General features: G+C 63.1%; 26 protein-coding genes and 1 pseudogene. 10 read left to right on the plus strand and 17 right to left on the minus strand.

What is annotated here, in order from left to right:
* The first annotated feature begins 256 nt into the window (after positions 1–256).
* The 4 genes from MRUB_RS09095 to ruvA are packed head-to-tail and all read left to right on the plus strand — an operon-like array spanning position 257 to position 2,744.
* Complete coding sequence (locus MRUB_RS09095) at positions 257–589, plus strand: cupin domain-containing protein (protein ID WP_013014056.1); 333 nt, start codon at positions 257–259, stop codon at positions 587–589.
* A gap of 16 nt (positions 590–605) precedes the next feature.
* A complete protein-coding gene (locus MRUB_RS09100; RefSeq protein ID WP_013014057.1) occupies positions 606–1,376 on the plus strand; it encodes an enoyl-CoA hydratase-related protein in 771 nt (256 codons plus the stop codon).
* Between the two features lie 9 nt (positions 1,377–1,385).
* Positions 1,386–2,153, plus strand: a complete 768-nt coding sequence (locus MRUB_RS09105; RefSeq protein WP_013014058.1) for an enoyl-CoA hydratase-related protein — start codon at positions 1,386–1,388, stop codon at positions 2,151–2,153.
* 9 nt (positions 2,154–2,162) lie between these two features.
* The gene (gene ruvA, locus MRUB_RS09110) at positions 2,163–2,744 is read left to right on the plus strand and encodes a Holliday junction branch migration protein RuvA (protein ID WP_013014059.1); all 582 of its coding nucleotides are present in this window, start codon (positions 2,163–2,165) and stop codon (positions 2,742–2,744) included.
* Here the strand turns inward: ruvA and MRUB_RS09115 are convergent.
* From MRUB_RS09115 to MRUB_RS09135, 5 genes are all read right to left on the minus strand, one after another.
* Entirely contained in the window at positions 2,741–2,980 is a 240-nt protein-coding gene (locus tag MRUB_RS09115; RefSeq protein WP_013014060.1) for a hypothetical protein, read from the minus strand. The two genes, ruvA and MRUB_RS09115, sit on opposite strands and share 4 nt — an antisense overlap.
* A 134-nt stretch (positions 2,981–3,114) precedes the next feature.
* Complete coding sequence (locus tag MRUB_RS09120) at positions 3,115–3,894, minus strand: HAD family hydrolase (protein ID WP_013014061.1); 780 nt, start codon at positions 3,892–3,894, stop codon at positions 3,115–3,117.
* Positions 3,895–3,932: 38 nt separating this feature from the next.
* Entirely contained in the window at positions 3,933–4,484 is a 552-nt protein-coding gene (locus tag MRUB_RS09125) for a protoglobin domain-containing protein (RefSeq protein WP_013014062.1), read from the minus strand.
* 47 nt (positions 4,485–4,531) lie between these two features.
* Positions 4,532–5,089: a protoglobin domain-containing protein gene (locus MRUB_RS09130; protein ID WP_013014063.1), complete on the minus strand. Its 558-nt coding sequence runs from the start codon at positions 5,087–5,089 to the stop codon at positions 4,532–4,534.
* Positions 5,090–5,225: 136 nt separating this feature from the next.
* Positions 5,226–9,722 (minus strand): glutamate synthase-related protein, encoded by a 4,497-nt coding sequence (locus tag MRUB_RS09135; protein WP_013014064.1) that lies wholly within the window; start codon positions 9,720–9,722, stop codon positions 5,226–5,228.
* 393 nt (positions 9,723–10,115) lie between these two features.
* Between MRUB_RS09135 and MRUB_RS09140 the strand changes: the two genes are divergently transcribed.
* A complete protein-coding gene (locus MRUB_RS09140; protein ID WP_013014065.1) occupies positions 10,116–10,388 on the plus strand; it encodes a stage V sporulation protein S in 273 nt (90 codons plus the stop codon).
* A 129-nt stretch (positions 10,389–10,517) separates the two neighbouring features.
* Positions 10,518–11,192: a zinc metallopeptidase gene (locus tag MRUB_RS09145; RefSeq protein ID WP_013014066.1), complete on the plus strand. Its 675-nt coding sequence runs from the start codon at positions 10,518–10,520 to the stop codon at positions 11,190–11,192.
* Between the two features lie 45 nt (positions 11,193–11,237).
* On the opposite strand, the gene cysS is transcribed toward MRUB_RS09145, so the two are convergent.
* Together cysS and MRUB_RS09155 are read right to left on the minus strand one after the other, a co-directional pair.
* On the minus strand, positions 11,238–12,683 hold the full coding sequence (gene cysS, locus MRUB_RS09150; RefSeq protein WP_013014067.1) for a cysteine--tRNA ligase: 1,446 nt from the start codon (positions 12,681–12,683) through the stop codon (positions 11,238–11,240).
* 138 nt (positions 12,684–12,821) lie between these two features.
* Positions 12,822–13,259, minus strand: coding sequence for a type II toxin-antitoxin system RatA family toxin (locus MRUB_RS09155; protein WP_013014068.1), 438 nt, complete (start codon positions 13,257–13,259; stop codon positions 12,822–12,824).
* Between the two features lie 48 nt (positions 13,260–13,307).
* On the opposite strand from MRUB_RS09155, the gene MRUB_RS15800 reads away from it, so the two are divergent.
* Positions 13,308–14,149 (plus strand): IS5 family transposase gene (locus MRUB_RS15800; RefSeq protein WP_425276999.1). Its coding sequence is split into 2 segments (ribosomal slippage): positions 13,308–13,665 and positions 13,665–14,149, totalling 843 coding nucleotides; the frame shifts between segments, so codons are not numbered across the junction.
* 58 nt (positions 14,150–14,207) lie between these two features.
* Here the strand turns inward: MRUB_RS15800 and MRUB_RS09170 are convergent.
* Positions 14,208–14,768 (minus strand): IS630 family transposase, encoded by a 561-nt coding sequence (locus MRUB_RS09170; RefSeq protein WP_013013302.1) that lies wholly within the window; start codon positions 14,766–14,768, stop codon positions 14,208–14,210.
* Complete coding sequence (locus tag MRUB_RS09175) at positions 14,768–15,280, minus strand: winged helix-turn-helix domain-containing protein (protein WP_013013301.1); 513 nt, start codon at positions 15,278–15,280, stop codon at positions 14,768–14,770. The genes MRUB_RS09170 and MRUB_RS09175 overlap by 1 nt, the downstream gene beginning before the upstream one ends.
* A 91-nt stretch (positions 15,281–15,371) precedes the next feature.
* On the opposite strand from MRUB_RS09175, the gene MRUB_RS09180 reads away from it, so the two are divergent.
* Positions 15,372–16,481, plus strand: coding sequence for a hypothetical protein (locus MRUB_RS09180; protein WP_015586471.1), 1,110 nt, complete (start codon positions 15,372–15,374; stop codon positions 16,479–16,481).
* A 126-nt stretch (positions 16,482–16,607) separates the two neighbouring features.
* Here MRUB_RS09180 and MRUB_RS15585 read toward each other — a convergent pair.
* The 8 genes and pseudogenes from MRUB_RS15585 to MRUB_RS09215 form a co-directional block, all read right to left on the minus strand.
* Positions 16,608–17,361 (minus strand): annotated as a pseudogene (locus MRUB_RS15585) (transposase).
* A 127-nt stretch (positions 17,362–17,488) separates the two neighbouring features.
* Positions 17,489–18,865, minus strand: coding sequence for a hemolysin family protein (locus tag MRUB_RS09190; RefSeq protein ID WP_013014069.1), 1,377 nt, complete (start codon positions 18,863–18,865; stop codon positions 17,489–17,491).
* A gap of 106 nt (positions 18,866–18,971) precedes the next feature.
* A complete protein-coding gene (locus MRUB_RS09195) occupies positions 18,972–19,376 on the minus strand; it encodes a diacylglycerol kinase (RefSeq protein ID WP_013014070.1) in 405 nt (134 codons plus the stop codon).
* A 3-nt stretch (positions 19,377–19,379) separates the two neighbouring features.
* Complete coding sequence (gene ybeY / locus MRUB_RS09200; RefSeq protein WP_013014071.1) at positions 19,380–19,802, minus strand: rRNA maturation RNase YbeY; 423 nt, start codon at positions 19,800–19,802, stop codon at positions 19,380–19,382.
* A gap of 2 nt (positions 19,803–19,804) precedes the next feature.
* Positions 19,805–20,776: a PhoH family protein gene (locus tag MRUB_RS09205; RefSeq protein WP_013014072.1), complete on the minus strand. Its 972-nt coding sequence runs from the start codon at positions 20,774–20,776 to the stop codon at positions 19,805–19,807.
* Positions 20,746–21,252 carry a hypothetical protein gene (locus tag MRUB_RS15590; RefSeq protein WP_013014073.1) on the minus strand — a complete coding sequence of 169 codons (507 nt, stop codon included), beginning with the start codon at positions 21,250–21,252 and terminating at the stop codon, positions 20,746–20,748. Before MRUB_RS15590 ends, MRUB_RS09205 begins: the two co-directional genes overlap by 31 nt.
* Positions 21,253–21,294: 42 nt before the next feature.
* A complete protein-coding gene (gene floA, locus MRUB_RS09210) occupies positions 21,295–22,284 on the minus strand; it encodes a flotillin-like protein FloA (protein ID WP_013014074.1) in 990 nt (329 codons plus the stop codon).
* Between the two features lie 165 nt (positions 22,285–22,449).
* Positions 22,450–23,724, minus strand: a complete 1,275-nt coding sequence (locus MRUB_RS09215) for an NfeD family protein (RefSeq protein ID WP_013014075.1) — start codon at positions 23,722–23,724, stop codon at positions 22,450–22,452.
* A 119-nt stretch (positions 23,725–23,843) separates the two neighbouring features.
* On the opposite strand from MRUB_RS09215, the gene MRUB_RS09220 reads away from it, so the two are divergent.
* Entirely contained in the window at positions 23,844–24,659 is an 816-nt protein-coding gene (locus MRUB_RS09220) for a shikimate dehydrogenase (RefSeq protein ID WP_013014076.1), read from the plus strand.
* Positions 24,656–25,252, plus strand: a complete 597-nt coding sequence (locus tag MRUB_RS09225) for an IMPACT family protein (RefSeq protein WP_013014077.1) — start codon at positions 24,656–24,658, stop codon at positions 25,250–25,252. Before MRUB_RS09220 ends, MRUB_RS09225 begins: the two co-directional genes overlap by 4 nt.
* Positions 25,253–25,255 lie beyond the last annotated feature (3 nt).

Raw genomic sequence — 25,255 nt, forward strand, 5'->3', positions numbered from 1 at the left:
CGCCGAGGAACGCAAAAAGCGCGACAAATGCGGTTCGGGAGAGGTTTGGGTTCAGGCGCAAGGCCTGGCCATACGAATGATCGCGCGGCTGCTCATGGCTCACCTACCAGGCCTAAGTGTACGCTCTGGTCAGCCCAGCGCGCAAGCCTGCGAACGGTCGGTGCGGCGCTTCAAAAGCGGGCTGCGTGGGTCTGCGAACGGAGCATCGGTTCTCAACCCGAGTCCAACACGTTAAGCTACTACATGAGGTCAAAGCATGGACGTCTTCCCCGCTTGGTTCAAGGCCTTCAAACAGGTGGAAATCTGGCCCGGCATGGATATGGCGGTGCTCTCCGGCCACAAGGGGCAGGTAGGGTTTGCCCAGGTTGCCGAAGAAACCTTTGTACCCGAACACGCCCACGACGGCCAGTGGGGGGTGGTGCTGGAAGGCCAGGTCGAGTTCGTAATCGGCGGCGAGACCCGGGTCTTCCGCAAGGGCGACTACTACCACATTCCCGCCGGCGTTCCGCACAGCGCCCGGCTGGCAGCGGGCACCGCCTTTATTGACGTCTGGGAAAACGAGCGCTTCCCAGCCGACCGCCTTAAATAGGGCTCGAGGGGGTTTTATGTACGAGAACATTCTGGTGGAGACCCAGGGGGCAGTCGGGCTGGTGCGGCTCAACCGCCCCAAACAACTCAACGCCCTCAACAGCGCCACCCTGCGCGAGCTGGCTACCGCCATTGCTGCGTTTGAGCAGGATGCCGCCATCGGGGCCATGGTCATTACCGGCAACGAGCGGGCCTTTGCCGCCGGGGCCGATATCGCCGAGTTCCAGCAAACCAGCCTGGCCGAGCTGATGAAGGGCCTGCGGGCCGACCAGTACGAGACGCTGCGCAAGGTGCGCAAGCCGCTGGTGGCCGCGGTCTCGGGCTTTGCCTACGGGGGTGGCTGTGAGCTGGCCATGCTCTGCGACCTGATTGTGGCTTCCGATACCGCCAAGTTCGCCCAGCCGGAAATCAACCTGGGCATCATCCCCGGCGGCGGGGGCACCCAGCGCCTCACCCGGCAGGTGGGCAAGTACCTGGCCATGGAGGTGATTCTGGCCGGGCGGGTGCTCTCGGCCTGGGAAGCCTTGCAGCACGGCCTGGTGAACCGCGTGGTGCCGGTGGAGCTGTATCTGGAAGAGGCCCTCGAGCTCGCCCAGACCCTCGCCGAAAGGGCCCCCCTGGCCGCGCGGCTGGCCAAGGATGCCGTCAACCGGGCCCAGGATATGAGCCTGGAGCACGGGCTGGGCCTCGAGCGCAGCAATTTTCTGATTGCCTTTGGCAGCGAGGACAAGCAAGAAGGCACCACCGCCTTTTTGGAAAAACGCAAGCCCCAGTGGAAAGGGCGCTAGGGAGGAAGCATGGAGGTACTTCTACGCGAACAAAGCAATGGCATTCTAACCCTCACCCTGAACCGGCCCGAGGCCATCAACGCCCTTACCACCGAGATGCTGCGGGAGCTTAGCCAAGCCCTCAAAGAGGCCGCCGCCCCGGAGGTGCGGGTGGTGGTGCTGCGAGGAGCAGGGCGCGGATTTTGCTCGGGTCAGGATCTGCGCGAGTTTGCGGGGCAGCGCATCTCGTACAAAAACCACCTGCGCAACTACCGCGCGGTGGTGGAGGGTCTGGCCGGTCTGGAAAAGCCGGTAATCGCCGCCATTCACGGGGCCGCCGCCGGGGCCGGCCTGTCGCTGGCCCTAGCCTGCGACCTGCGTATTGCTTCTTCCGATGCGGTGCTGACCACCGGCTTCAGCAGGATTGGCCTGATTCCCGATGCCGGCATGAACTACCACCTGCCGCGCATGGTGGGCTACGCCAAGGCCTTCGAGCTCGAGGTGCTCTCGGAGCGCCTCAAGGCCGAGGAGGCCCTGGCCCTGGGCCTGGTGAACCGGGTGGTGCCCGCCGAAAGCTTTGCCGAGGAGGTGGCCCGGCTGGCGGGTGAGCTGGCCCAGGGGCCCACCAAAACCTACGGCCTGATTAAGCGGGCCCTGCGGCGCAGCGCGGGGGCCAGCCTCGAGGAGATGCTCGAGTACGAGGCCCTGCTGCAGGAGGTGGCGGGCCGCACCGAGGACCACCAGGAGGGCGTGCAGGCTTTTTATGAGAAGCGCCCCCCGCGCTTCCAGGGCAGGTAGACTAGCGGCGTGGTTCGCTACCTCAAGGGAACGGTACTGAAGAAAAGCCCCAGCAGTGTGGTCTTGCTGGTGGGGGGGGTGGGCCTCGAGGCGAGCTGTCCGGCCTCGACGCTGGCCCAGCTCAGCGAGGGCCAGGAAGCCGCTTTGCACACCAAGCTGGTGGTGCGCGAGGACGACCTGTCGCTTTTTGGCTTTGCCGATGAGAGAAGCCTCGAGCTATTCGAACTGTTGCTCTCGGTCTCGGGGGTGGGGCCCAAAGTGGCCCTGAACCTGCTTTCCTCTCAGACCCCCGCCCTGCTGGCGCGGGCCCTGGCCGAAGGCGACCTGCGCCTGCTCACAGCGGCCCAGGGGGTGGGTAAGAAGCTGGCCGAACGCATCGCGCTCGAGCTGCGCGGCAAGGTGCCGGCCCACCTGATGGGCGAAGGGGGCCGCCTGGTGCACAGCAGCCAGACCGAGGAGGCCGAGTTGGCCCTCATCACCCTGGGTTTCCGCGAGGGCCAGGTGCGCAGCATCGTGGCCGAGATCGCCCAGAAGAACCCCGGGGCCGGCACCCAGGAGCTCATCAAGCTGGCCCTGAAAGCCCTGCGCTAGAAATAGCGCTCGCGCATCTGGCCCAAAAAATCCTCGGTGATCTGGGCGCCCGAGGCCGAGCCCAGCACCGCATCGAGGCCACAGTAAGGGCAGAGGGCGGTCTGGCCCTCGTCTATCCACTCTTCAATCCCGCTTGGTGGGAAGATGCGCAGATAGTAAAAGCAGCCGCACTGCTCGCTTTGCAGTATCTCGGCGCGGTGGCGGCTGGCGTGCTGGTGGGCCTCGTGGTAGGTCATACCCTTTTCGCTTGAATCCTTCACCGTTGGACGCAGTCAGAGGTGAAGGATTCAAGCCGACCGAAGGGAGTAGAAAAGCATTTCGGTAGTATCGTTTAGGCTTGCCGAAGTGAACGATACTGCCGAAATGCGTATCATAACGCCTCCAGCCAGGGGAGCATCTGGAGCAGGTTGGTGACCTCGAGGTCGGCGGGGTACCGGGGGTCTTTGGCTTTGAAACCGCGCTCGACCCAGACCGCTTTCATCCCGGCGGCCGCGGCCCCCGCCACATCGCGTTCGGGGTTGTCGCCCACCATCACGCAGGCCGAGGGTTCGACTTCCAGGGTTTTGCAGATGTGGTCGAAGATGCCCCGCTCGGGCTTGCCAATATCGAGCTCGCCCGAGATCACCACAGCCTGGAAGCGATCCAGCAGGCAGGAGCCTTCGAGCTTCTCCCGCTGCAAGTCGGGCACCCCATTGGTGACGATACCCAGCTTATAGCCCGCGAGGGCCCCCAGCAGTTCGTCAATCTCCGGATAGCGCGGATACAGCCGCCGCTCGCCCGGGTAGCGGTGGGCCAGGGCCTCGCTGAGGGCGTCGTCGTGAATGTTTTGCCGGGCCAGGGCCTCGTCCCACACGGCCACACGAAAGGAAGGAGCCCAGTCGTGCAGAATTTGCAGGGCCGGGTGGGTCTGCACCGTGTAGCGCGCCCACAACCCCTCCCCGGCGCTGTGGCCGATGCGCTGGGTGTAGTCAAACACCGGCGAGGCCTTCCACAGCCGCACCGCGGCTTCCTCGGCATCCTGAATGAGCCGTGGGATGTCCAGGCTGTACCAGGAGGCCGCATAAAAGGCGCAGCTTCGCAGGGCGTGCAGCGAGACCGGGTGATCCAGAATCAAGGTTTCGTCAAGGTCGAAGAGGATCGCTTGAATCACCCTACAATCTTACGGGAAGTTCGGCTCTGGTACTGGCTTCAGCGGGCTTTCTCCAGCAGCACCCGCGCCCCTTCCACCAGGGCCGCCCGCTCGTCGCGGGTGTACTTGAGCCCCTCCGTCAAAGCATTCAGATAGCTTTCTTGCATGAGGGCAATCTCGATGGCCATGATCTTCTCAAAGGCGGTCATGGCCGCCAGAATCTCGGGCCCCCGCAGGGCGTTGCGCAGGTGCTCGAGGGTCAGTTCCTGCACGATGCCCACCGCTGGAATGTAGTGGCTGGGACGCACCCCCACCCGGGCGTGCACCAGTCCGATGTGCATCCGCCGCTCGGCGTAGCGTTCGTCGTACTGCCCCGAAAAAAGCTCGCGGTACCAGGCTGCAAACGACCGGTACAGCCGCTCCACCCGGCCCGGCACGCTCCAGAGAATTTCGTGCATCTCGGGGTCGCGGCCCAGGTAGTCGTAGAAGGCCAGGGCCACCTCGGGCGCCAGTGGGCTGGCGATGGGCTCGAGGCTCCGCAGAGCTTGCTGGTACGGCTCGCTCAGGCCCGTGCGGCGCATCAGAACTTGCAGCAGCTCACCGGCTTTCACTCAAGTGATTGTACTGTAGACAACCAAGGCCGGCCAAACCACCGGGTTCAGTTGGCTTTTTCCAGAATGGCCCGCGCCCCCACCACCAGGGCCTGTTCTTGGTCGGCGGCTGCGCCCAGGCGGTAGCCGCAGGCCATGGCCTGCATGTAGCTGTCCTGCATGATGGCGGCCTCAATGGCCATGATTTTTTCGAAGGCTTCCACCGCGCTTAATACCTCCGGCGAACGCAGGGTGTTGCGCAGGTGCTCGAGCGAGAGCTCTTGCACGATGCCAAAAGCCGGCATGATAAAACTAGGCTTAACCCCCACCGCCGCGTGCACCAGGCCAATGCGGGCGCGCTTTTCTGCATATTCTGCGTCGTATCGCCCACAAAAAAGGCCCCGGTACCAGTCGGCAAAACTTTGATACAGACGCTCGACCCTTCCCGGAACCTCCCACAAAATGGCCCGCATCTCCTCATCCCGGCCCAGGTAATCGTAAAAAGCCAGGGCAATTTCCGAAGCCATGGGGGCCATCAGGGGCTCGAGCTTGCGCAGTGTTTGGATATGCAGCTCGAGCAGGCCGGTACGGCGTAGCAATTTGTCCAACAACACCCCTGCTTCCATGAGGGGCCATTGTACCCCAGCGTTCAGGCATCCCAGCCCCAAAGGGGGTGTGCTAGCCGAAAAACCTCGTCGCGAAGCTCATATCTACCAGCAAAAAAACGGGTGGCGCTTAAGCCACCCGTGCTGGAAAGCGCCGTTACTCGGTGCTGACCTCCTGGGCCACCTGCTGGTTGACGGGCAGCACCATGCGGAAGTGGGCCGCGGGGTCGGCCAAGAGCCGGAGCAGCCGCTCAGCTTTGTCCTCCCGCTCCGCCGCCCGCAAAGCGTCGAGGTAGGCGCTCATCAGTTCGCGCACATCGGCAATACCCCGCTCATCCAGCTTCTGGATGACCACCCTGGCCCCTTTGGCCAGCCGGCGTTGCATGGCCTCTTCGTTCAGGCCCATCTCAGGCCAGTAGCGCAGGTAGACCCGCCCGCCGGTCATACCCGAGCAGATCCAGGGGCCGGGGTCGCCCAGCACCACCGCCCGACCGCGGGTCATGTACTCGAAGGCGAAACCCTTGGCCTGGGCCCGGGCCGCGATATTACCCAGCTCGTCCTGCACCGGACGGTCGGGCTCGCCGGCCAGCACCACATCGGCCCCGGAAAGGCGGATGCAGAAGCGGCTGTCGGCCTGCCCTTCCACAATCAGCAGGCCGCCGATGGCCCCATAGGCAAAGGATTTGCCCACCGAGCCGTCCACGTACTGCCCAAAGGGGTTGCGGCCCTTCAGGATGGCCACCTTGCCGCCGTAGGCGTTCTTGGCGATGCCGTCCTGGGCGCCCCCTTCCACCACAATCTCGATCCCCTCCACATTGAACGCGGCCACCCCGTTGCCGGCCACACTACCAGCATCGAAGCGAATCTCCACCTTGGCGTCCCAGCCCTTGCCATACAGGCGGCGGCGGGCAATTTCCCCGGCCAGGTGGGTGCCCAGGGCCCGGTCGGTGGAGCCCACCGGCCCTTCCTGGAACAACAGCTCACGCCCACCCTCGGCATAGGCCTGGGTGATCACCTCGGTAATCGAGCGGGTGAGCTGGTTCAGGGGCTTGCGCAGCACATGGGCCGAACGCTCGCCCAGCCACTCCGGGGCCGAGACCGGCTCAAAGAAGTAGCCCAGGTCGAGTTCGTCAGTATGGCTTTCCTGCAAAAGCAGGTCGCTGCGACCCACCAGCTCGCGCAGGCTGCCGGCCCCCAGGGCTGCCACCAGCCGCCGCAGCTCCTGGCCCTTGGCCCCAAAAAAGGTGGTGAGCTGCTCCACGGCCCGCTCGAGCTCTTGCGGCACAAAGCGCTTGAGCCCGTGGGCCTGGGCCTGTTCCACGGTTTCAATCTGGGTGGCGATGCCCACGTGGCAGGTGTCCATCTGGCACTGGCGGCAGATGGTACAGCCAATCGCCACCATGGCCATGGTCGCCATGCCCACCCGGTCGGCGCCCAGCAGCACCATGCGGAGGGTGTCGTAGGCGGTTTTGAGGCCGCCATCGGCCCAGATTTCGACCCGGTCGCGCATACCCGCCCGCACCAGCGCCCGATGGGCCCGGCGCACCCCAATCTCCACCGGCAGACCGGCGTACTTGAGGGCGTGCCAGCGGGCCGCCCCGGTGCCCCCTTCGAAGCCCGACAAGGCGATGACATCGGCCCCGGCCTTGGCGATACCCACCGCAATGGTACCGATACCCGGGATCACCGGCACCTTGACCGAGACCTTGGCCTTGGGGTTGACGGTTTTGAGCTCCTCGATGAGCTGGGCCAGGTCTTCGATGGAGTAGAGGTCGTGGTTGTTGGAGGGTGAGATGAGGTCTACGCCCGGTACCGCGTTGCGGGCTGCGGCCACCTTAGCGGTAACTTTTTTGCCGGGCAGGTGGCCCCCTTCACCGGGCTTAGCCCCCTGGCCGATCTTGATCTCGATGAAGCCCGCCGAGTTGAGCATGTAGGCGTGCGCCCCAAAACGGCCCGAGGCCACCTGCTGGCCGCGCCAGTGGGTGTACTTGCCCAGCATATCGGGGATTTCGCCACCCTCGCCGTTGATGCAGACCATATTGAGCTTTTTGGCGGCCTCGATGTAGGCCCGGAAGCTGGCCTCACCCTGGGAGCCGAAGCTCATGGCGGTGATCACAAAGGGCAGCGAGTGTCCACCCACGCTCAGGTCTACTTCTTCGGGGTTGACCCCAGACTTGCCCGGGAACTTAATCCCCAGCAGCTGCCGGGCCGCCACCGGTGATTCGCGCTCGAGCCCCCGTACTTTTTCCTGGAAGTGCTCGTAGGGCGACTGGCCCGAGGAGACATCCATGGCCGCCTTGAAGATGCGGGAGTTGAAGCGGAAGTCCTTGGCCGGAACTACTTTCTCGGCGTTGAGCAGGTTGAGCCGCTCCAGCAGGGTGCGCTCGAGCTCCAGCAGGCCATAGCCCGCCCGCTCGGAACCCAAAAAGTTGCGGATGCCAAAGTACTCGGCCAGCTCGGGCTTGAGACCAATGGCGCTGAAGATGCGCCCATAGCCCCGCACCTCGTGGATGCCCATGGTGGAGATCACCTTCTCCAGGCCCTTCTTGAGGCCCTCGAGCAGGTTCTGCAAACCCAGCGTACCCTTGGACGCCTGGGCTTTGTGCTGCATCAGCCAGGGGGCCACCGCATCAGCCCCCAGCCCCAGACAGACCGCCAGGTCGTGCAGGTTGCGCACCCCGCCCGAGTGCACCAGCACCGAGGTGCGCCGGCGCAATGAGATTCCTTCCTCGTCGCGGGTCTCCTCCAGGGCCCGGCCCACCGCTGCTAAAGCCAGGTACACGTCCAGCCAGACGCCCCCTTCAAAAGCCCCCCGATCCGAGAGCACCAGGAGCTCCGCACCGCCGCGAACCGCTTCAATCGCTGCCTCCTGGAGGCGCTTAAGCCCGGCGGCGATTCCTTCCTCTACCGAAAACTGCAACGGCAAAACAGCGTGCTGGAAGCGGCGCAGGGCCTCCTCGTAGGTCAGGGTACCGTGCTTCTGGGCGATGGCCCCCAGCGAGGGCGCGGTCTCCTCGAGCAGCAGCGGCACCACCAGCTCTTCCACGTGGCCCGCCCCGCGCCCATCGGGCAACGGGCGGCGGCCCAGGATGCTGCGGGTGGAGAAGTGCTCGATCTCGCGCTCGCGGTCAATGGCCGGGTTGGTCACCACCGCCACGGTTTCCTTGAAGAACTCCGAGAGGTTGGGTTTCTCGGGGTTCAAGGCGGCGATGGGGCCGTCGTAGCCCAGCGAGCCGATGGGCTCGTTGCCGTTTTCGGCCAGGGCCTCGAGGTAGCCCGCATCCCAGCGATCCCAGCCGTAGGCCCGCTCGAGGTTCAGCGAGGGCGGGGCAGGCCTGTCCTCCACCTGGGCCTCGCCACCCCCTGCCAGCGGGGGCACCGCGGTGTAGCGGGGCCCGGCCAGGTGGGCGGCGTAACCCTCGAGGTGGTGGGACTTGGTCAGGATGCGCTCGAGCACCAGCCGCTGGTGGCGGTCGAAGGGGAAGAGCCGGGCCCCGTCGGGGGTCAGGCGCAGGTACATCTTCTCGCCAGGAGCAAAAGGGCGCGGCTCCGAGACAAACTCCTCTACGGTAAACACCCCCCGCTCCGAACTAAAAACGTACTCCGACTCGGTCTCAACAAACCACAAAGGACGCAACCCCATGGCATCGGTGGCAAACACCGCCTCCTCGCGGTGGCGGGTCACCAGGGCCGCGGGGCCCTGGGCCAGCGGACCAAAACGCTGGCGCAGGTTCATGTACAGATCCTGCAAGGCCGGGGAGTAGTTCTTAATCTCACCCAGGATGGGAGGGAAAGCCACATCCATGGCTTCCGGCAAGGAAAGGCCAAAGCGGTAAAGCAAGCCCTCCAGAATCCGGTTCAGATCCTGCGAGTCGGAGCCGCCGGTGAGCGGGATGCCCAGAAAGCGCCCCTCGCGCCGCAGACGCTCGATGGTGTTGATCTCGCCGTTGTGGCCCAGGAGGCCAAAGGGCTGCACCGCCTCGAAGGTGGACATGGTGTTGGTGGAGTAGCGGTTGTGGCCCAGGGTGATGGTGGACTTGTACTCGGCCCGGGAGAGCTCCGGAAAGTAGCGCTTGAGAATCTCGGCCGAGCCGCGCACCTTGTAAACCACGGTGGCGGTGGAGAGGGAGACCACGTGCACCGGGAAGCGCTGCTCGAGCAAGAGGCCCAGCTCCCACAGGGGGCCGTCACCGTCGGTGGAGAGGCCTGCCACCTGGTAGAAAAGCGGCTCGGTGCGCCTGCCCACCGGCCCCAGCACCCGGCTGTTGGTCTCCCCTTTGCGCTCCAGAAGGAGCTTGATGCCCCGCTTGGAGCCCTCTACCCGGAACAGGTCGAACAGCTCCTGAATGCGCGCCCCCTCGGACTTGGGGATAAACAGGTGTCCCACAAAAAAGCGGGGGTTCTGCGCCAGGTTGCTGTCCAGACCCGCCTCATAGAGGTAGCCGGCCCAGAGCTCACGCGGTAGGTCGGTCTGGATACCTGTGCCATCGCCTTCCCCCCGAATCAAACCGGCCCGGTGCGCCATCCTGTAGAGGCTTTCGATGGTGCGTTGCACGTTGGCGTGACTTGGACGTGCACTTTTCTCGACGATGGCGATAATTCCGCAAGCGTCGTGACCATTTGGTATACCAGGGTATGCCTCACTAAATCTCATCCAACAGACCTCCGGGTTCGCACATGATGTAGGGGGAAGTCTTCGCAAACTTATGCGAAGATTTGAAGCAGTATACGAATCCCTCTTGCTTGCGTCAATACAATAGGCGCTGCGGAAATCTACAATATAGAGGTTCAAAAACCCAGACGTCGACAGCCTGGTACATAGGCCCTGGCGGGCTGCAGCAAACCCCTCAACAATCCCAACAAGGACGCATTTTCTTGACACTGCCTTACCTTTACTTCTACAATGCAAGCAGGCCGATAGCGCCCGTGGTGTAGTCGAACCCCCTTGGGGTAAAAGTGGGGCCGAGCATGGAACACAGCCAGCAGCTTTCGTATATTTGAGTAAAGGTTCCTACCCGAATCCGTGGACGGTGTACTAGGAGGTTTTGTGGAAACGCTGCGTGTATCCGGCAAGTCACGTCCCAACTCAGTGGCCGGCGCGATCGCTGCGCTATTGCGCTCCCAGAGTGAGGTTGAGGTGCAGGCCATCGGCCCCGAGGCGGTTAACCAGGCGGTCAAGGCCATCGCAATTGCCAGGGGTTACATCGCCCCTGACAACCTCGATTTGATAGTAAAACCGGCTTTTGTTAAGCTAGAGCTCGAGAGCGAAGAGCGCACTGCACTTCGCTTCACCGTACGCAGTCAACCCTTGCAACCGTAGCCCTCAACTCGATGAACCCAGCCTTCCAACCGATGCTTGGGTGGGTTGCGGTAGCAGACCGTTAGCAAGTAACCCAAGTCTCAGAGAGCCCATAGGGAATCTGATACCTTGTACGTATAGGAGGGAGGAATGACCATAACGTTCGTACTGATGATTGCGGTTTTTGTAGCCACGCTGTTCATACAGTTCTGGCTCCAGCGCACCTATGCCCGTTATAGCCGGGTCGCCAACAGCCGGGGGGTGACGGGAGAACAGGTTGCCCGCGCCATCCTGGATGCTTACGGCTTGCATAACGTTCGGGTCGAGATGGTACCAGGGGCCCTGACCGACCACTACGACCCCATCGCCAAGGCTGTGCGTCTGTCGGAGCCTAACTTTCACTCGCCTTCAGCGGCGGCGCTGGCCGTGGCCGCCCACGAGGTGGGGCATGCTATCCAGGACGCCAAAAGCTACGCCTGGTTGCGGGTGCGGCACAGCATCCTGCCGGTTGCCAATATCGGCAGCATGTTTGGCCCCTGGATTTTCATTCTGGGTATGTTCATGGGCGCAACTGGGCTGATGAACATTGGTATCTGGCTCTTTGCAGCGGCCGCGCTGTTCCAGCTCGTAACCCTGCCGGTGGAGTTCGACGCCTCCAACCGGGCCCTGAACATCCTCAAAAAGATGAACTTCCTCGACAAAAGCGAGATGGATGGCGCCCGGGCCGTTCTGACGGCGGCGGCCATGACCTACGTGGCGGCTCTAGCCAACTCGCTGGCTACCATTTTGCACTATGTAGCGATCATGACCTCGCAGCGCGAGTAGGCTGCTCCAGGCGAAAAGGCCCCGCGTACGCGGGGCCTTTTCGCTTTAGGTTCCCACTTTCCACTTGGGGCCTTCGCGGGTATCCTCGACCACTACCCCCAGTTCGATCAGGCGCTCACGAATGCGATCTGAAAGGGCAAAATTGCGGTTCCGGCGGGCCTCTTCACGTATCTCGAGCAGCAGGTTGACCAGTCCATCCAGCAAGGCACCGCCCAGTTGATGCTCCAACACCCGCGCAGGAAACAGCCCCAGCACCCCCTCGCCCAATTCGGCAAAGACCTGTTCCGCTGCCTGCAGGCTCTCCCGGCCTGGCCGCTCGGTTAGGGCTTTATTAAGCTCGGTGACGAAGTTGAAGAAAGCGGCAATGGCCTGGGCGGTGTTCAGGTCGTCGTTCAGGGCGTTGGCAAAGTCTTTACGAAGATTCTCGATGGCCCGATCCAGCCCCGCGTGCCGGCCTGCAGGGGCGTTGTGCAGCAAGCGGCGCACCTCGCGGTAGGCGTTCAGCAGGCGCAGGTAGCCGTTCTTGGCGGCCTCGAGGCCCTCGTCGGTAAAATCCAGCACGCTGCGGTAGTGGCTATTCAGCAGGTAAAAGCGGATGTACATGGGCTCGTAGCGGGCCCGGAGCTCGGCCAGGGTAATCAGATTGCCGGTGCTCTTGGCCATTTTCTGCCCGTTCAAGAGCACGTGGTAGTGGTGCATCCAGTAGCGGGCAAAAGGATGCCCGGCGGCCTCGGCCTGGGCAATTTCGGCCTCGTGGTGGGGGAACTGCAAGTCCACGCCGCCGGCGTGAATATCGAAGCCGTCGCCCAGGTACTTGAGGCTCATGGCCGAGCATTCGATGTGCCAGCCCGGAAAGCCCTCCCCCCAGGGCGAGTTCCAGCGCATGATGTGCTCGGGCTCGGCCCGCTTCCACAGGGCAAAGTCGCGGGGGTCTTCCTTCTCTTCGCGCACCTCGACCCGCGCCCCGGCCTCCTGTTCTTCGATATCGCGGTTGGAGAGTTTGCCGAAGGCGGGCCAGCTTTTCACCCGAAAGTAGACCGAGCCGTTGACCACATAGGCGTGCCCCCGCTCGAGCAGGGCCTCGGTCAGCTCGATTTGCTCGGGGATGTGCCCGGCCGCCCGGGGGGTGATGTCGGGGCGGAGTACGTTCAGGGCCTGCATCTCGTCGAAGTAGCTCCACATGTATTTTTCAGCCACTTCCATGGGCTCGAGGCGCTCGAGCTTGGCGCGCCGCAGGATTTTGTCTTCGCCCTGGTCGGCGTCGTCGGTCAGGTGGCCCACATCGGTGATGTTGGAGACGAAGCGCACCTTATAGCCCTGGTAGCGCAACCAGCGGCGCAGCACGTCGTAGACGATGGGGCCGCGGGCGTGCCCCAGGTGCGGGTCGGAGTAGACTGTGGGGCCGCAGACATAAATGCCCACGTAGCCCGGCGTGGCGGGCACAAAGGGCTCTTTTTGGCGTTTGAGGGTGTTGTAGATTTGCAAGGGCATCCGGATCTCCTAAGCGACAAACAGCTTGCAGGCAGCAGGCCTAAGAAAAACGCCGGGCTGGTGGCACACGGCACACCATGACCCCGGCGGGATCGTCTGCTTAACATCGGAGAGCAAACATAGCTGGAGTATAGCACCTCAAGCCGCGGTGCAGCGCTCCTTGAGGCCGCGCAGTAGATCGTCGACGTTTTCTTGCATGAGCTTTTTGACCAGTTTTTGCAGCAAGCCGCCAAAGATGGGGATGTTGAGTTCGTACTCGAGCTTCAGCACCGCCCGGGTGCCCTCCCCCTCGGGCAGGAAGGTCCAGGAGCCCCGGTAGACATCAAAGTCGCCCTCTTTGCTGTCGAACTCGTTGCGCAGCTCGGCGTCGAACCAGCGCTCCTCCTCGATCCAGTGCACCTTTTTGCCCATCGCCACGGCCACGAAGCGGGTGCGCGAGGTGCTGCCGTGGTCTTCCAGCACCTCGAGGGTCTCCACGTCCTTGAGGTAGGGCTTAAGGCCGGCCAGGTCGCGCGCGGCGGCATAGACTTCCTTGGGAGGTTTGGGGATGTAGAGTTCGGAGATCACTTCTGGCATAGCGCTAGTTTAGAAACTGTTGTAAAAGTCCGCAATACTGGAAGGGTGATGCCTACACGTAGATTTTACCCCAGCGACCTCTCGGACGCAGAGTGGGCCTTGCTGGAACCCTTGATCCCCGCCCCCAAGCCCGGCGGCCGACCCGCCAAGGTGCCCAGAAGGGAAATAGTGAACGCCATACTCTACGTCCTGGAAAACGGCATCAAGTGGCGGGCTATGCCCCATGACCTGCCCCACTGGTCTACGGTCTACCACTACTTCCGCAAGTGGCAGAAGGAGGGGGTATGGGAGAGAGCCGTCCAAACCCTGGCCCGCCGGGACCGGGAACGAGAAGGGAGGTATGCTTCCCCCAGCGCCTTGGTCCTAGACAGCCAGTCCGTCAAGACCACGGAAAAAGGGGGCCCCGGGGAAACGACGGGGCAAAGAAAGTAAAAGGGAGGAAACGGCAGATTCTGACGGACACCGGGGGGCGTCTTTTGAAGGCCTTTGTCCATCCGGCTAACGAGCACGACAAGAGGGGTGGGCAGGCCTTGCTTTTGGGGATGGACCTTTCCTTGTGGCCCCGGGTGCGCAAGCTTTTCGTGGACTGGGGGTACCGGGGTCTTGCGGGACTGGCTTCCTCCCTGGGGTTGGAGATGGAGGTGGTGGCTCGTCCCTACGCGGGGGTGCGAGGGGTCTGGGTGCGGGAAGGAGAGGAGACGCCGGAGATTCCGCGGGAGAGTGGGTTCAAGCCTTTGCCCAAGCGGTGGGTGGTGGAGCGGACCTTTGCCTGGCTGGGGCGGAACCGACGGTTGGGGAAGGATTACGAGTACCATCCTGAGGCAACGGAGGCCTGGATGTACTTGGGCATGATACGCTTACTGGTGAAGCGGCTGGCCAGGGCCGCGTAGCCTCTCGTGGAGGGCTTTTACGACAGCCTCTTATATGAAATCCTTTTGATTCATTCCCCTAACATCCCCCCGGCCACCAGTGAAATAGGGTGTAGCTCTGGATAAGCGCGGGCTGGGTTTGTAGGTAAGCGCACCGGGCTTCCACCTTGGCCCACAGCTCCTCTTCATCCTGCACCTGCCCATTGGCCACGACCGCGTCGATGAGCCCCCAGACTCGTTCTACCGGCTGCAACTCGGGCGAGTAGGATGGCAGATAACACAGCCCCAAGCCCCTGGCTGGCTCCACCCGCCCCGAGGTGTGCCAGCCAGCCTGATCCAGCACCACCAGTACCAGCTTGCCCGCCCCCGCCCCCCGTAGCCGGGCAAAGGCCTCCAACACCAACTGGAACCCCTCCACCGAGACCGAGGGCAGCAGCCAGTACTCGCTTTCCCCCGTACCCGGCCTTATGAAGGCGTACACATACAGCCAGCGATAGCGGGGCCGCTCCTGCGCTAGCGGCGTCCTCCCTCGCAAGGCCCATACCCGTCGGCGGATGGGCTTCAGCCCTATTCGGTGCTCATCAAAGCCCCACACCTCCAACTCCAGTTCAGGAAAGAGCAGCCTGAACAGGAAAACCATCAGAAAGAGCTTTTTTTGAAAGCCTCCTGCCGCTTCGCATCCGCCTCCCGGTGGCGCGGCCGGGGGCGCAGCGGGGCCAGGCCCAGGCGACGCATCCAGTACCAGGCCCGCCGCCCATCCACCGGACGTCCCAGCCTTTCAGCCAGCCACTCCGCCGCGTGGCGTATGCTCCAAAGCCCGTCCCTGGGATGGGGCTGGAGGAGGGCCTGGCGGAAGGGTTCCTGGAGTTCGGGCGGTACGAGGGGGGCCCGGCCTTTGTTCTCGTGCCGCAGATTCTTCATAGGCAGGCCCTGATTGTAGCGGTGGATCACCTGACGCACCCAGCGATCGGTATAGCCCAGATTCCTGGCTACCTCGGGGATGCTCTGACCCCTGGCCAGCAGCCAGAGAGCGTGCCAGCGGGCGCGTTCGGTCTGGTCTTGGGACTCCCGGTAGAGGGCGTGGAGGTGATCCGGATGGTGTCGCAGTTGGAGTTCCAACCGGGGGCGGCGCTGATGTTGGGCCAGTTGCATGGCTCCATTTTAGTAGAAAGAGTCTTGGAGATTTCTTATGAGTTCTCATTGATGAGGAACGGGCGGTATGCGGGAGGCTACAATAAAGCTGATGAAACGATTGCTGCTTCTCACCATGGCCGCTTTACTGCTCGGTACCAGCTGCAACAACCGCCCCGCTGCCCCGCCGCCCCCGCCGGTGATCGATCCGCCCACGGACGGGCCGCTGGTCTTCAAGTACGACGCGGCGGAGGGGTATCTGGACTACTGGTATAAGGACAATGCGTTCGGCATTGGGCTCCATACCTACGTGGAGGGCCTGGATGGCAGCTGGCGGGTCATGACCCTGCCCACCCTGCCTTACGATAACAAGGTCGCCCCCGCCTTCTACCGCGTGCAGGGCCTGGTCACCACCGAGGGCTACCTGGTGCACTACGGGCTGGACCAGACGCTCAACAAGATCTACGGCGGGCGCAAGTTCCGCTGGAAGTACCGCTTCAAGCTGCACACCCAGGAGAACCCCTGGCGCTTCGAGGCCCCCATCGGGCCGGTGGAGTTCGAGGTGCTGGAGCGGTTTCCGTGGGAGCCGGGGGTGCAGGCCGCTATCATTGATACCAGAAACCTTTTTCTTCACAACGCGATCGCCACCTCCCCCATCGGCGCGCCCCCCTTCATCGGCTGCTTGCAGGAGGACGTACCCGGCATCTTCAACGCTAAGAAGGGCATCTACATCGCTTCCTGGCACCGGGGGGTGATCCAGTGGCGGGACGAGGATGTGGACGTGACCTGGCCGGGGCCGGGGAATCCGCCGTGGAGCTATACCCGCAACTGGTACTGGATTGACGGGGAGTACGAGGCCTACGTGGCCACCAGCAACTCCAATCCGATATACATCACCAACGGCATCCAGTACAACCCCCGCTTCCCCTCCCTCTCCAACCGCACCCACGAGGTGATCCTGCTCTCCTACGCCGACGGGGTGGGGCCCTACCCCAAGTCCTGGGAGAAGCGCTACTTCCGCCTGGCCGGGCGGGGGGCGGGGGCCTTCCTGAACCCCGACGGGAGCGTGCGCTGCGAGTTCGGGGAGTGGCGGCTGGACGAGATCACCGACCCGGCGGCCATCGCCTGGTTTGATGCCTTCCGCACCAGCAGGCGCGAGCAGCCCCCCGACGGCCCCATGACCCCGCAGCAACGGGCCTGGCTCTGGCCGGCGGGGTGGTAGGAGGGGGGTTCTGAGCCCGGGCGCGGCCCGGGCTTTTGCCGGGGCGGTTCTTGCCCCCCTGTGTTCTAGGCGCCCCCTCCTTTCGCTGCGCGCCAGGGGGCTTCTTAGAGACTGTCTTAATACTTTCTAGGAGGCCAATCTTCTGACCATAAGCCGGATCATTGCCGTGTAGATGAAGGTCTCTGAGCTCTCGGGTAGAAGCTCATAGTCCCGGTTCAGCCGGCGGCTGAAACTGAGCCAGGCAGGGCCAAGCAGACGTGCCTCCGTGTGCGGAGGCACGCTTGTCTGCGTAAGGTGCGCTCCACCACCCATCTGCGGGGAATCACCACAAACCCCCGATGCCCCCGCGTCCACTTCCGAGGCTGGTCTTGAAGTTGGCATCCGGCCTGCGCACCACCTCCACCGTCCAGCCCAAGGTGCGCCGAACCCATTCCTCGAACCTGCGCTTGTAGCCCCCATCCACAAACAGACGCGATAACCGCTTCGACAGCCCCTGGGTATCCACCAGCAGATGCCGTTTGCGCCCCTTTACCTTCTTGCCCGCGTCATACCCCTGACCCCCCTTTTCCCAAGGTCTTCACGCGCTGGCTGTCCAGAATCCCCGCACTGGGTTCAGGCAGGCGTCCTGCTTTACGGCGGGTTTTCTCGCGCAGGGTGGTGTGTATCTGTTGCAGGAAACCAGATTTGCGCCACCAACGGAAGGGGCAGGTCGCAGGGCATCATGCGCCAGGCGCAACCGGCGCGGGTGATGTAGAAGAGGCCGTTCAGGATTTCCCGCCAGGGATGCCCCCGGGGGCGATGGGGGGCGGCATCAGGGGTGCCAGGATGGCCATTCCTGGTCGGTCAGATCGCTGGGGTAGCGGCTTTGTCTGAGTTCCATGCGCGACTATAGCATGAGGGAGGGTATTAAGACAGTCTCTTACTTATCGTGGTTCTCTCTATTTTGTGCCGCCAGGACTGTAACAACAAACCAACCCGTTGCGCTTTTTTGATTTTTGCGAAGCGCCCTAGGCTTCTTCCGAGGTGACCGACTCGCTGGGGGTCTCGTCGTCGAGGGGCTCTGGGATTTTGTTCTGGGCCCGCACCCGCTCGATGCCCCGGGGGTCGGCGGTTTCGACGATAAACTCATAACCACCGTACTCGAGCTTTTCCCCTACCTCGGGGATGTGCCCAAACTCGTTCATCAGAAAGCCCGAGAGGGTATCGTACTCGCCTTCGGGCAGCTCGATGCCCAGCTTTTTAGAGGCCTCCTCGAGCGGAACCGAGGCATCCAGCAGATACACCCCCTCGGCGATTTGCTGCACCGGGGCCACCTCTTCTTCGTCCGACTCGTCGTAGATTTCGCCGATGATCTCCTCGATGATGTCCTCGAGGGTGACCAGACCCGCAGTGCCCTTGAACTCGTCCACCACGATGGCCATATGGGTTTTGCGCCGGCGCATCTCGCGCAGCAGCTCCCGGGCCCCCATGGTTTCGGGGACAAAATAAGCCGGGTGGCAGATGCTACCCACCTTGATGCTATCTAACTCCGGGCCGCTGTACTCCAGCAGGTCTTTGATATAGGCCACCCCGATGATGTTGTCGATGGTCTCCTGGTACACCGGCACCCGGGAGTAGCGGTGCTCGCGGGCCATCGCCCAAAAATCGCGCAGGCTGGCCTCGGCGGATATGGTAACCATTTCTACCCTTGGCACCATAATCGAGCGCACCAGGGTTTCCTCGAGGTCGAGGATCTGGCTGATGATCTCCCCCTCGCTCTCGTCCAAGACCCCTTCTTTGGATGAAGCCTCCACGATCAACTTGAGCTCCTCGGCGCTGCCGACCATGGAGTGCGAGGGCGCTTCTTTGAGGCCCATCAGCCGGAGGAAAAAATTACCGCTTCGGTTGAACAGCCAGACCAGCGGTGTGGTGAGCCGCTGGAAAATGTTGAGCGGCAGAATGGTGAAGACCGCGACCTGCTCGGTGCGCTGGAGGGCGATGCCTTTGGGAATAAGCTCGCCAAAGAGCACCGTAACGAAGGTGATGAAAACCACCGAAAGCACAAAGCCCGCGCTGGAAAGCAGGCTGCTTTCAGTAGCAGCGGCGGCCTCGGGCTGGCCGAACAACACCCCGATGCCCGTCACAATCAGCCGGGTGACGTACGGTTCTCCAAAAGCCCCCAGAACCAGGTTGGTGGCGGTGATGCCAAGCTGGGTGGTGGCAATGTAGGCGTCAAGCCGGGCCATGGCATCTTTGAGCAGCCGGCCCTGCCAGGCCCCGCTTTCCGCCAGGTGCTCGACCCGGCTGCGCCGGATGGCTACCAGAGAAAATTCAGCGGTAACAAAAAAAGCGTTGATCAGGATGAGCAAAGCGATGATACCAAGACTACCAGGGATGCTTTCCATAAGGTTCGCGTCAGGCCCAACCAAAAGCTAACTCGCCCCGGAGCGTCCCAGGGCAAGGCCAGGGCCAGGTTTTGGGTGGGGAGTCCATACGCTACTAGCCGAGAGTTTACCACAGCCCCAGCCGGCTCACAAGCGGCGGAAAAAACAGCAAAAAGCCGATCAGGGCTGCAATTGTGCTCACTATCAGTACGCTGGCCGCGGCGATGTCTTTGGCGGCTTTGGCCAGCGGGTGGTAGTTGGGGGAGACCAGATCCACCACGGCCTCGAGGGCGGTGTTGATGAGCTCGAGGCCCAGCACCAGGGCTACCAACAGGAGCACCGGTACCGGGTTGACCTTCAGCCACCAGGCCAGGCCCAGGGCCAGGGCGGCCACATAGACCTCGAGGCGGAAATTGCGCTGGCTTTTCCAGGCATAACGAACCCCGGCCCAGGCATAGCCAAACGAAGCCCGCAGGCCTCGCAGGGGCAGGGGATCGGTTCCGGGTTTGGGTGGTGGGGGACGGGTTGGCATGGTTCAGAGCTCGAGGATGCGGGCCTGCACGCGCCTAAACCCTTCCCATTCGGTCTCGGAGCGGTGGTCGTGTCCCAGCAGGTGCCAAAGCGAATGGGCGGCCAGTACCTTAACCTCGTGCTGAAGACTGTGCCCAAGCTGCTCGGCCTGGCGGCGGGCGGTATCCAGGCTGATCACGATATCGCCCAGGTGCGGCGGGATAAAGGGGTCGCCCGGTTCGTAGGTGGGAAACGATAAAACATCGGTAGGGGCATCCTCGCCCCAGTGCTGCTGCTTGAGGGCCCGTATCTCGTTATCGTTGGTAAGGATCAGGGTTAGAGACTTGTCCCCGTGCCCAAGCTCCGCCAGTAGAAGCCCAAGCGCCCTGCGCACCGCAGGGCCCAGACCTCGAGGTACTCGAGTGTGCGCAACCAGATCTACCCCCATGGCTAGCTCTCGTGCTCATGGGCCTCGTAGGCCTTGATGATGCGCGCTACCAGCGGGTGGCGTACCACATCGGACTCCAAAAAGCGCTGCTGGGCAATGCCCTGGATGCCCTTTAGAATGCGCAGGGCCTCTACCAGGCCGCTTTTTTGGGCCTTGGGTAGGTCGATCTGGGTAATGTCGCCGGTGATCACCACCCGGCTATTGAAGCCCATGCGGGTCAGGAACATCTTCATCTGCTCGGGGGTGGTGTTCTGGGCTTCATCCAAGATGATAAAGGCGTCGTTCAGGGTACGGCCCCGCATGAAGGCCAGCGGGGCCACCTCGATCACCCCCGACTGGATGTACTGTTCGAAGCGCTCGGCATCGATCATGTCGAACAGGGCATCGTAGAGCGGGCGCAGATAGGGGTCGATTTTGGCCTGGAGGTCACCCGGCAAAAAGCCCAGGCGCTCCCCAGCCTCCACCGCCGGGCGGGTCAGGATGATGCGCTTAATTTTCTTGGCCTTGAGAAAAGCCACCGCCATGGCGACGGCCAGGTAGGTTTTGCCAGTGCCGGCCGGGCCGATGCCAAAGGTGATGTCGTGGGTGCTGATGGCCTCCACATACTTTCGCTGGCCGGGGGTTTTGGGCTTCAAGCGGCCGGGCAGGGTAATCTCGCCGCCGAGGGCGGGTGTGGTGGTTTCGACCGGCAGCGACTGACCATTTTCCGCCACCAGGATGACCTGCTCGAGGGTGCCCGAGTCAATTTCCGCGCCCTGGCGTACCAGGGTGACCAGGTCGCGGATGACCCGTTCGGCCAACCACACCGCGTCCGGGTCGCCCGAGATTTGAACCTCCTGCCCCCGCACCACAAGCTGGGCCGGCAAAAGCTTGCGAAGGGTTTTTAGATGTTTATCCCCGTGGCCCAGCAAGGACAGGGCTTCCTGGGGCGAACGCAGGGGAACTACCGCTTTGCTTTGCGTACTCTTCTCCAATATTGGCTCCTGGGTTCGGCCAGTATCTGGTGCCAAACCACACCGTTCAGAATAGCACGGGTTGAGGTTGAAAACGCCCACTGATCGGTGGTTTTCTTGCTTTTGGGTTGCGGCTTGCTGGAGGCTTTTTGAGGGGGTTCTGAGGAGGGGCGCGGGCTGGGGCGGCTTTGACGCTCACGCTCGACCTCCTCGAGGCTCCGGGGTCGTCTGGGCGGTGTTTTGGGTTTTGGGGATGGGGCCGGCTGGCTTACCACAGGCCGGGCGGGGGGGCTTGGGGGAGGGCTGCTGGGGGTTGGGGTGCTCGAGCGGGTGGGCGGGGCGCTCGAGGCCGGGCGACGCTCCTCACCGGGTAAGAGGATCTCGTCGGGTTCGAAGTCGGGGGGAACTTGCTGGCCCCGCCGCAGCAGCCCTTGCAGGGCCGGCAGCACGATAAAGAAGAACAGGAACAGCAGACCTAAAAGATCGTCTAAGCCCATGGGGCCCTCCAGATGGGGGCGAGCGCCGCGCCCCCAGAGCGCTTAGCGTTGCGAACCATCATCGGAAGTGCTGCCGCCGCTGGCTTTGCTGATGGAATCGCGCATCTCGGTGTCGGCCTCAATGTTTTTAAGCTGATAGTAGTCCATAACGCCTATGCGACCGTTGCGCAGGGCCTCGGCCAGGGCCAAAGGTACGGCCGCTTGGGCCTCCACCAGCTTGGCCCGCATGGCCTCTACCAGGGCCGCGTTTTCTTGCTCCAGGGCCACCGCCATCGCGCGGCGCTCCTCGGCCTTGGCCTGGGCAATTTTCTTGTCGGCCTCGGCTTGGTCGGTGCGAAGCTGGGCCCCGATGTTTTTACCCACGTCCACCTCGGCGATATCCACCGATAGGATTTCAAAAGCCGTGCCGGCGTCCAGGCCTTTGGCTAGCACGGTTTTGGAGATACGGTCAGGCTGCTCGAGCACCTGCTTGTGATCCTCCGACTGGCCGATGGAGGCCACGATGCCCTCGCCCACCCGGGCCACGATGGTTTCTTCGCCGGCCCCACCCACCAGGCGGTCAATGTTGGCCCGCACGGTGATGCGGGCGGTTGCCAGCAGCTGGATGCCGTCCTTGGCCATACCCGCTACCATCGGGCTGGTAATTACCTTGGGATTCACCGAGAGCCGCACGGCCTCGAGCACATCCCGCCCCGCCAGGTCAATGGCGGCGGCGCGGTCGAAGTTCAGCTTGATGCCGGCCTTGTCGGCGGCAATCAGGGCATCCACCACCCGGTCTACGTTGCCCCCGGCCAGGTACTGGGCCTCGAGCTTGGCGGTCTCGACCGGAATGCCTGCTTTAAAGGCCTTAATCATGGGATTCACAATTTTGGCCGGGGGGATTCGTCGGAAACGCATGCCGACCAGGGAGGTTAGCGGTACGTTAACCCCCGAAAACAACGCGGTAATCCATAGGGGCACCGGTACCAGGTAAAAGAATAAGAAAACGGCCAGTAAAACGATGCCAGCGATGATTAACACTCCAAACTCCATGCGATCCTCCTCAAAGATCAAACCGCCTTGTTTTTTACAGGCGCCAACTGCTTTCTAGCGTAGATGCAGATGCCGGGCTGGGCCGGGTGCTCCCTAAGGGTACACCATGGGCCAAAAGGTGTGGGCTTTCCCAGCTTTCTTTGTAGGCAAAAGCGCATAGCCAGACTAACTGTCCACCTTCCGAACCACCACCCGAGGGCCTTCCACCTGGATCACCCGGACGGTCTGCCCCCGGTCGATGAACTCGCCCAGGGTGACCACATCCACCCGTCGGTCGCCGAACTGGGCCGTGCCCGCGGGGCGCAGGTCGGTGATGGCTTTGCCGATGGCTCCCAGCAGCGATTCCAGCTCGTTTTTGGGCGGTGCCACCTCTTCAACTGCGCTGCTCAGTACGAAAGGACGGGCCACCCGCCCCTTTGGTAGGTAGCGGAATATAAAGAACAGCCCCAAGGCCAGCCCGATAATGGCGAAGGAGCCGACCTGCAGGGCCTCGTCCCCAAAGGTGAAGTAGATTGAAGCCCCGATCAGACCCAGGCCAACCAGACCGGGGATGCCAAAACCGGGGGTCACAAACAGCTCGAACACCACCAGCAACAAGCCCCCGAAGAGCAGGATGATAGACAGGGCGCTGGAAAGGCCCGCCAGGTAGCCCCCCAGGAAGAACAGGCCCAGCGAGGTCAGGCCGATGATGGCGGGGATAAAGGTGCCTGGGGTGAAAAATTCCAAGATGAGCCCCAGCACCCCCACCGCCAGCAGAATGGCCGCGATGGTGGGGTCGGTCAGAAAACGGGCCACCCGCACCTGGGGGCCCGGCTGCAGTTCCTGGGTGTCGGTGTTAAAGCCGGCTTTCTCGAGGGCGGCGCGCAGGCTGGCGACCTCGGCATCGGCCACCTTGAGCTCCACGGCCCGCCTGGCCGAGAGGGTCAGGGGTTCCCCTCGGGTGGTGATGCCGCGCACCTCGACCTCGGGATCCACCATGGCTTCTGCGATGTTGGCAGGGCGGTTGCGGGCCTCGGCGACCGCCCGGAACTTGCCTTTCAGGGCCGATATGACCTTGCGGTCGGCGGCATTGGTGTTGCCCACGATGGGGGTGATGGTAACCGGCAGGGCCGCTCCGATGTTGGAGCCGGGCAGCATCATGATCTGCTGAGCCGCCAGTGAGATGAGGGCCCCGGCCGAGAAGGCGTTTTCCACCACGGCCAGCGTGGGTACGGTGGAGGACAGGATGCGGTCGGTGATGCGGATGGCCGCATCCACCCGGCCCCCGGGGGTGTTGACCCGGAACACCACCCCGCTGGCCCCCTCGCGTTCGGCCTGGTCGAGGGACTGTTCAACGAAGGTGGCTAGAGGCCCATCGATGGTTCCTTCAATGGGGATGATGTAGGTTCGGGCCTGCGCAAAAGAGGCAACCAGCAGTAAAATAACCAGTAGCTTTCTCACCAAGATTATCTTAGCAAGCCAGGCTAGCGGGAGTGTAATGCCGAGGGCTCGAGCTGTTTGTGGGTTGGGTTTTCGCTTCGACCATCGCAAACCGCCGCGCAAAAGCGTAAAATCCAGGCGTGCAACTGGGTCTGATAGGATTTCCGGTCGGACACTCGCTTTCCCCGGCCATGCACCAGGCGGCGCTGAGGGCGGCGGGGCTCGAGGGCTCATATCGGGCCCTGGAGACCCCGCCTTCGTTTTTACGGGCCCGGCTGCAAGAAGTCCGGCGGGCGTTCACAGGGGTTAACGTGACCATCCCTCACAAAGAAAGCGTGCTGGCATACCTGGACGAACTAAGTCCCGAAGCGGCGGCCATCGGCGCGGTTAACACCATTGTGTGCGAGCAGGGTCGGCTGATTGGCTACAACACCGACGCCATGGGTTTTATCGCGGGGCTGGATGAGGCCGGCATCGCTTACCGCAACAAGAAAGCCCTGCTGCTGGGGGCAGGGGGGGCTGCCCGGGCCGTTGCGTACGCCCTGAAGGAAGAGGGCGCGCATGTGGCGGTGTATAACCGCACCACCGAGCGGGCCAGGGCCCTGTGCGCGGCCATGGGGCTGCACCTGGTGACGGAGCCGCTGCTGGAGGCGGCGGTGCGAAGCTGTGACCTGCTGGTCAACACCACCAGTGTGGGGCTCAACGACCCTACCCGCTCACCCCTGCCGCCGGGGTTGCTGCCTCGAGCGGGGGTGGTGGTGGATATCATCTATCATCCCCAGACCACCCGTCTGCTGCTCGAGGCCCAGCAGGCTGGGCTGGTCACCCTGGGCGGGCTTCCCATGCTGGTCTGGCAAGGAGCGCTGGCTTTCGAGCTCTGGACGGGTGTAAAGCCGGATGTGCGGGTGATGTATGCAGCGGCCCAGGCTGGGCTTGGTCACACTCCTTCTGCATGAACTCTTTTACCCTGCAAGCATCCCATCGCTACGAGCTCGAGGTCAAACGCTCGCGCTTTGTTGCCCATGCGGTGCCGCTGCCCAGCCCCGAGGCCGCACCCGTCCTTTTGCAGACCCTTCAGGACTTGCAGGCCGCCCACAACTGCTGGGCCTATAAGGTGGGCGCGCAGTACCGTTTTTCTGACGACGGCGAGCCTGCTGGCACGGCGGGCCGCCCCATCTTAAGTGCCATTGAAGCGCAGCACCTGGATAGGGTGATGGTGGTGGTAACCCGCTACTTTGGCGGGATAAAGCTGGGCGTGGGAGGTCTGGTGCGGGCCTACGGGGGGGTGGCTGCGGAATGCCTGCGGCAAGCCCCCAGGCGAGCAATTGCGCCCCGGGTGCGTTGCGAACTCCAGGCCCCGTTCGAGTTTGGCAACGCTTTATATCGCTTGCTGGAAGGCCTCGAGCGCGAAAGCGAAACCTACCACGCAGCCGGGGTGTGCTGGGTGCTCAGCCTGGAGGAAGCGCGGCTGCCCCAGTTTCAAGAACGGGTGCGCGACCTGACTCGAGGTCGCGCCAGCTTGCAAGTTCTAGAACGCTTCGAGGCCTAGGGT

This window comes from Meiothermus ruber DSM 1279 (assembly GCF_000024425.1).
Taxonomy (GTDB): Bacteria; Deinococcota; Deinococci; order Deinococcales; family Thermaceae; genus Meiothermus; species Meiothermus ruber.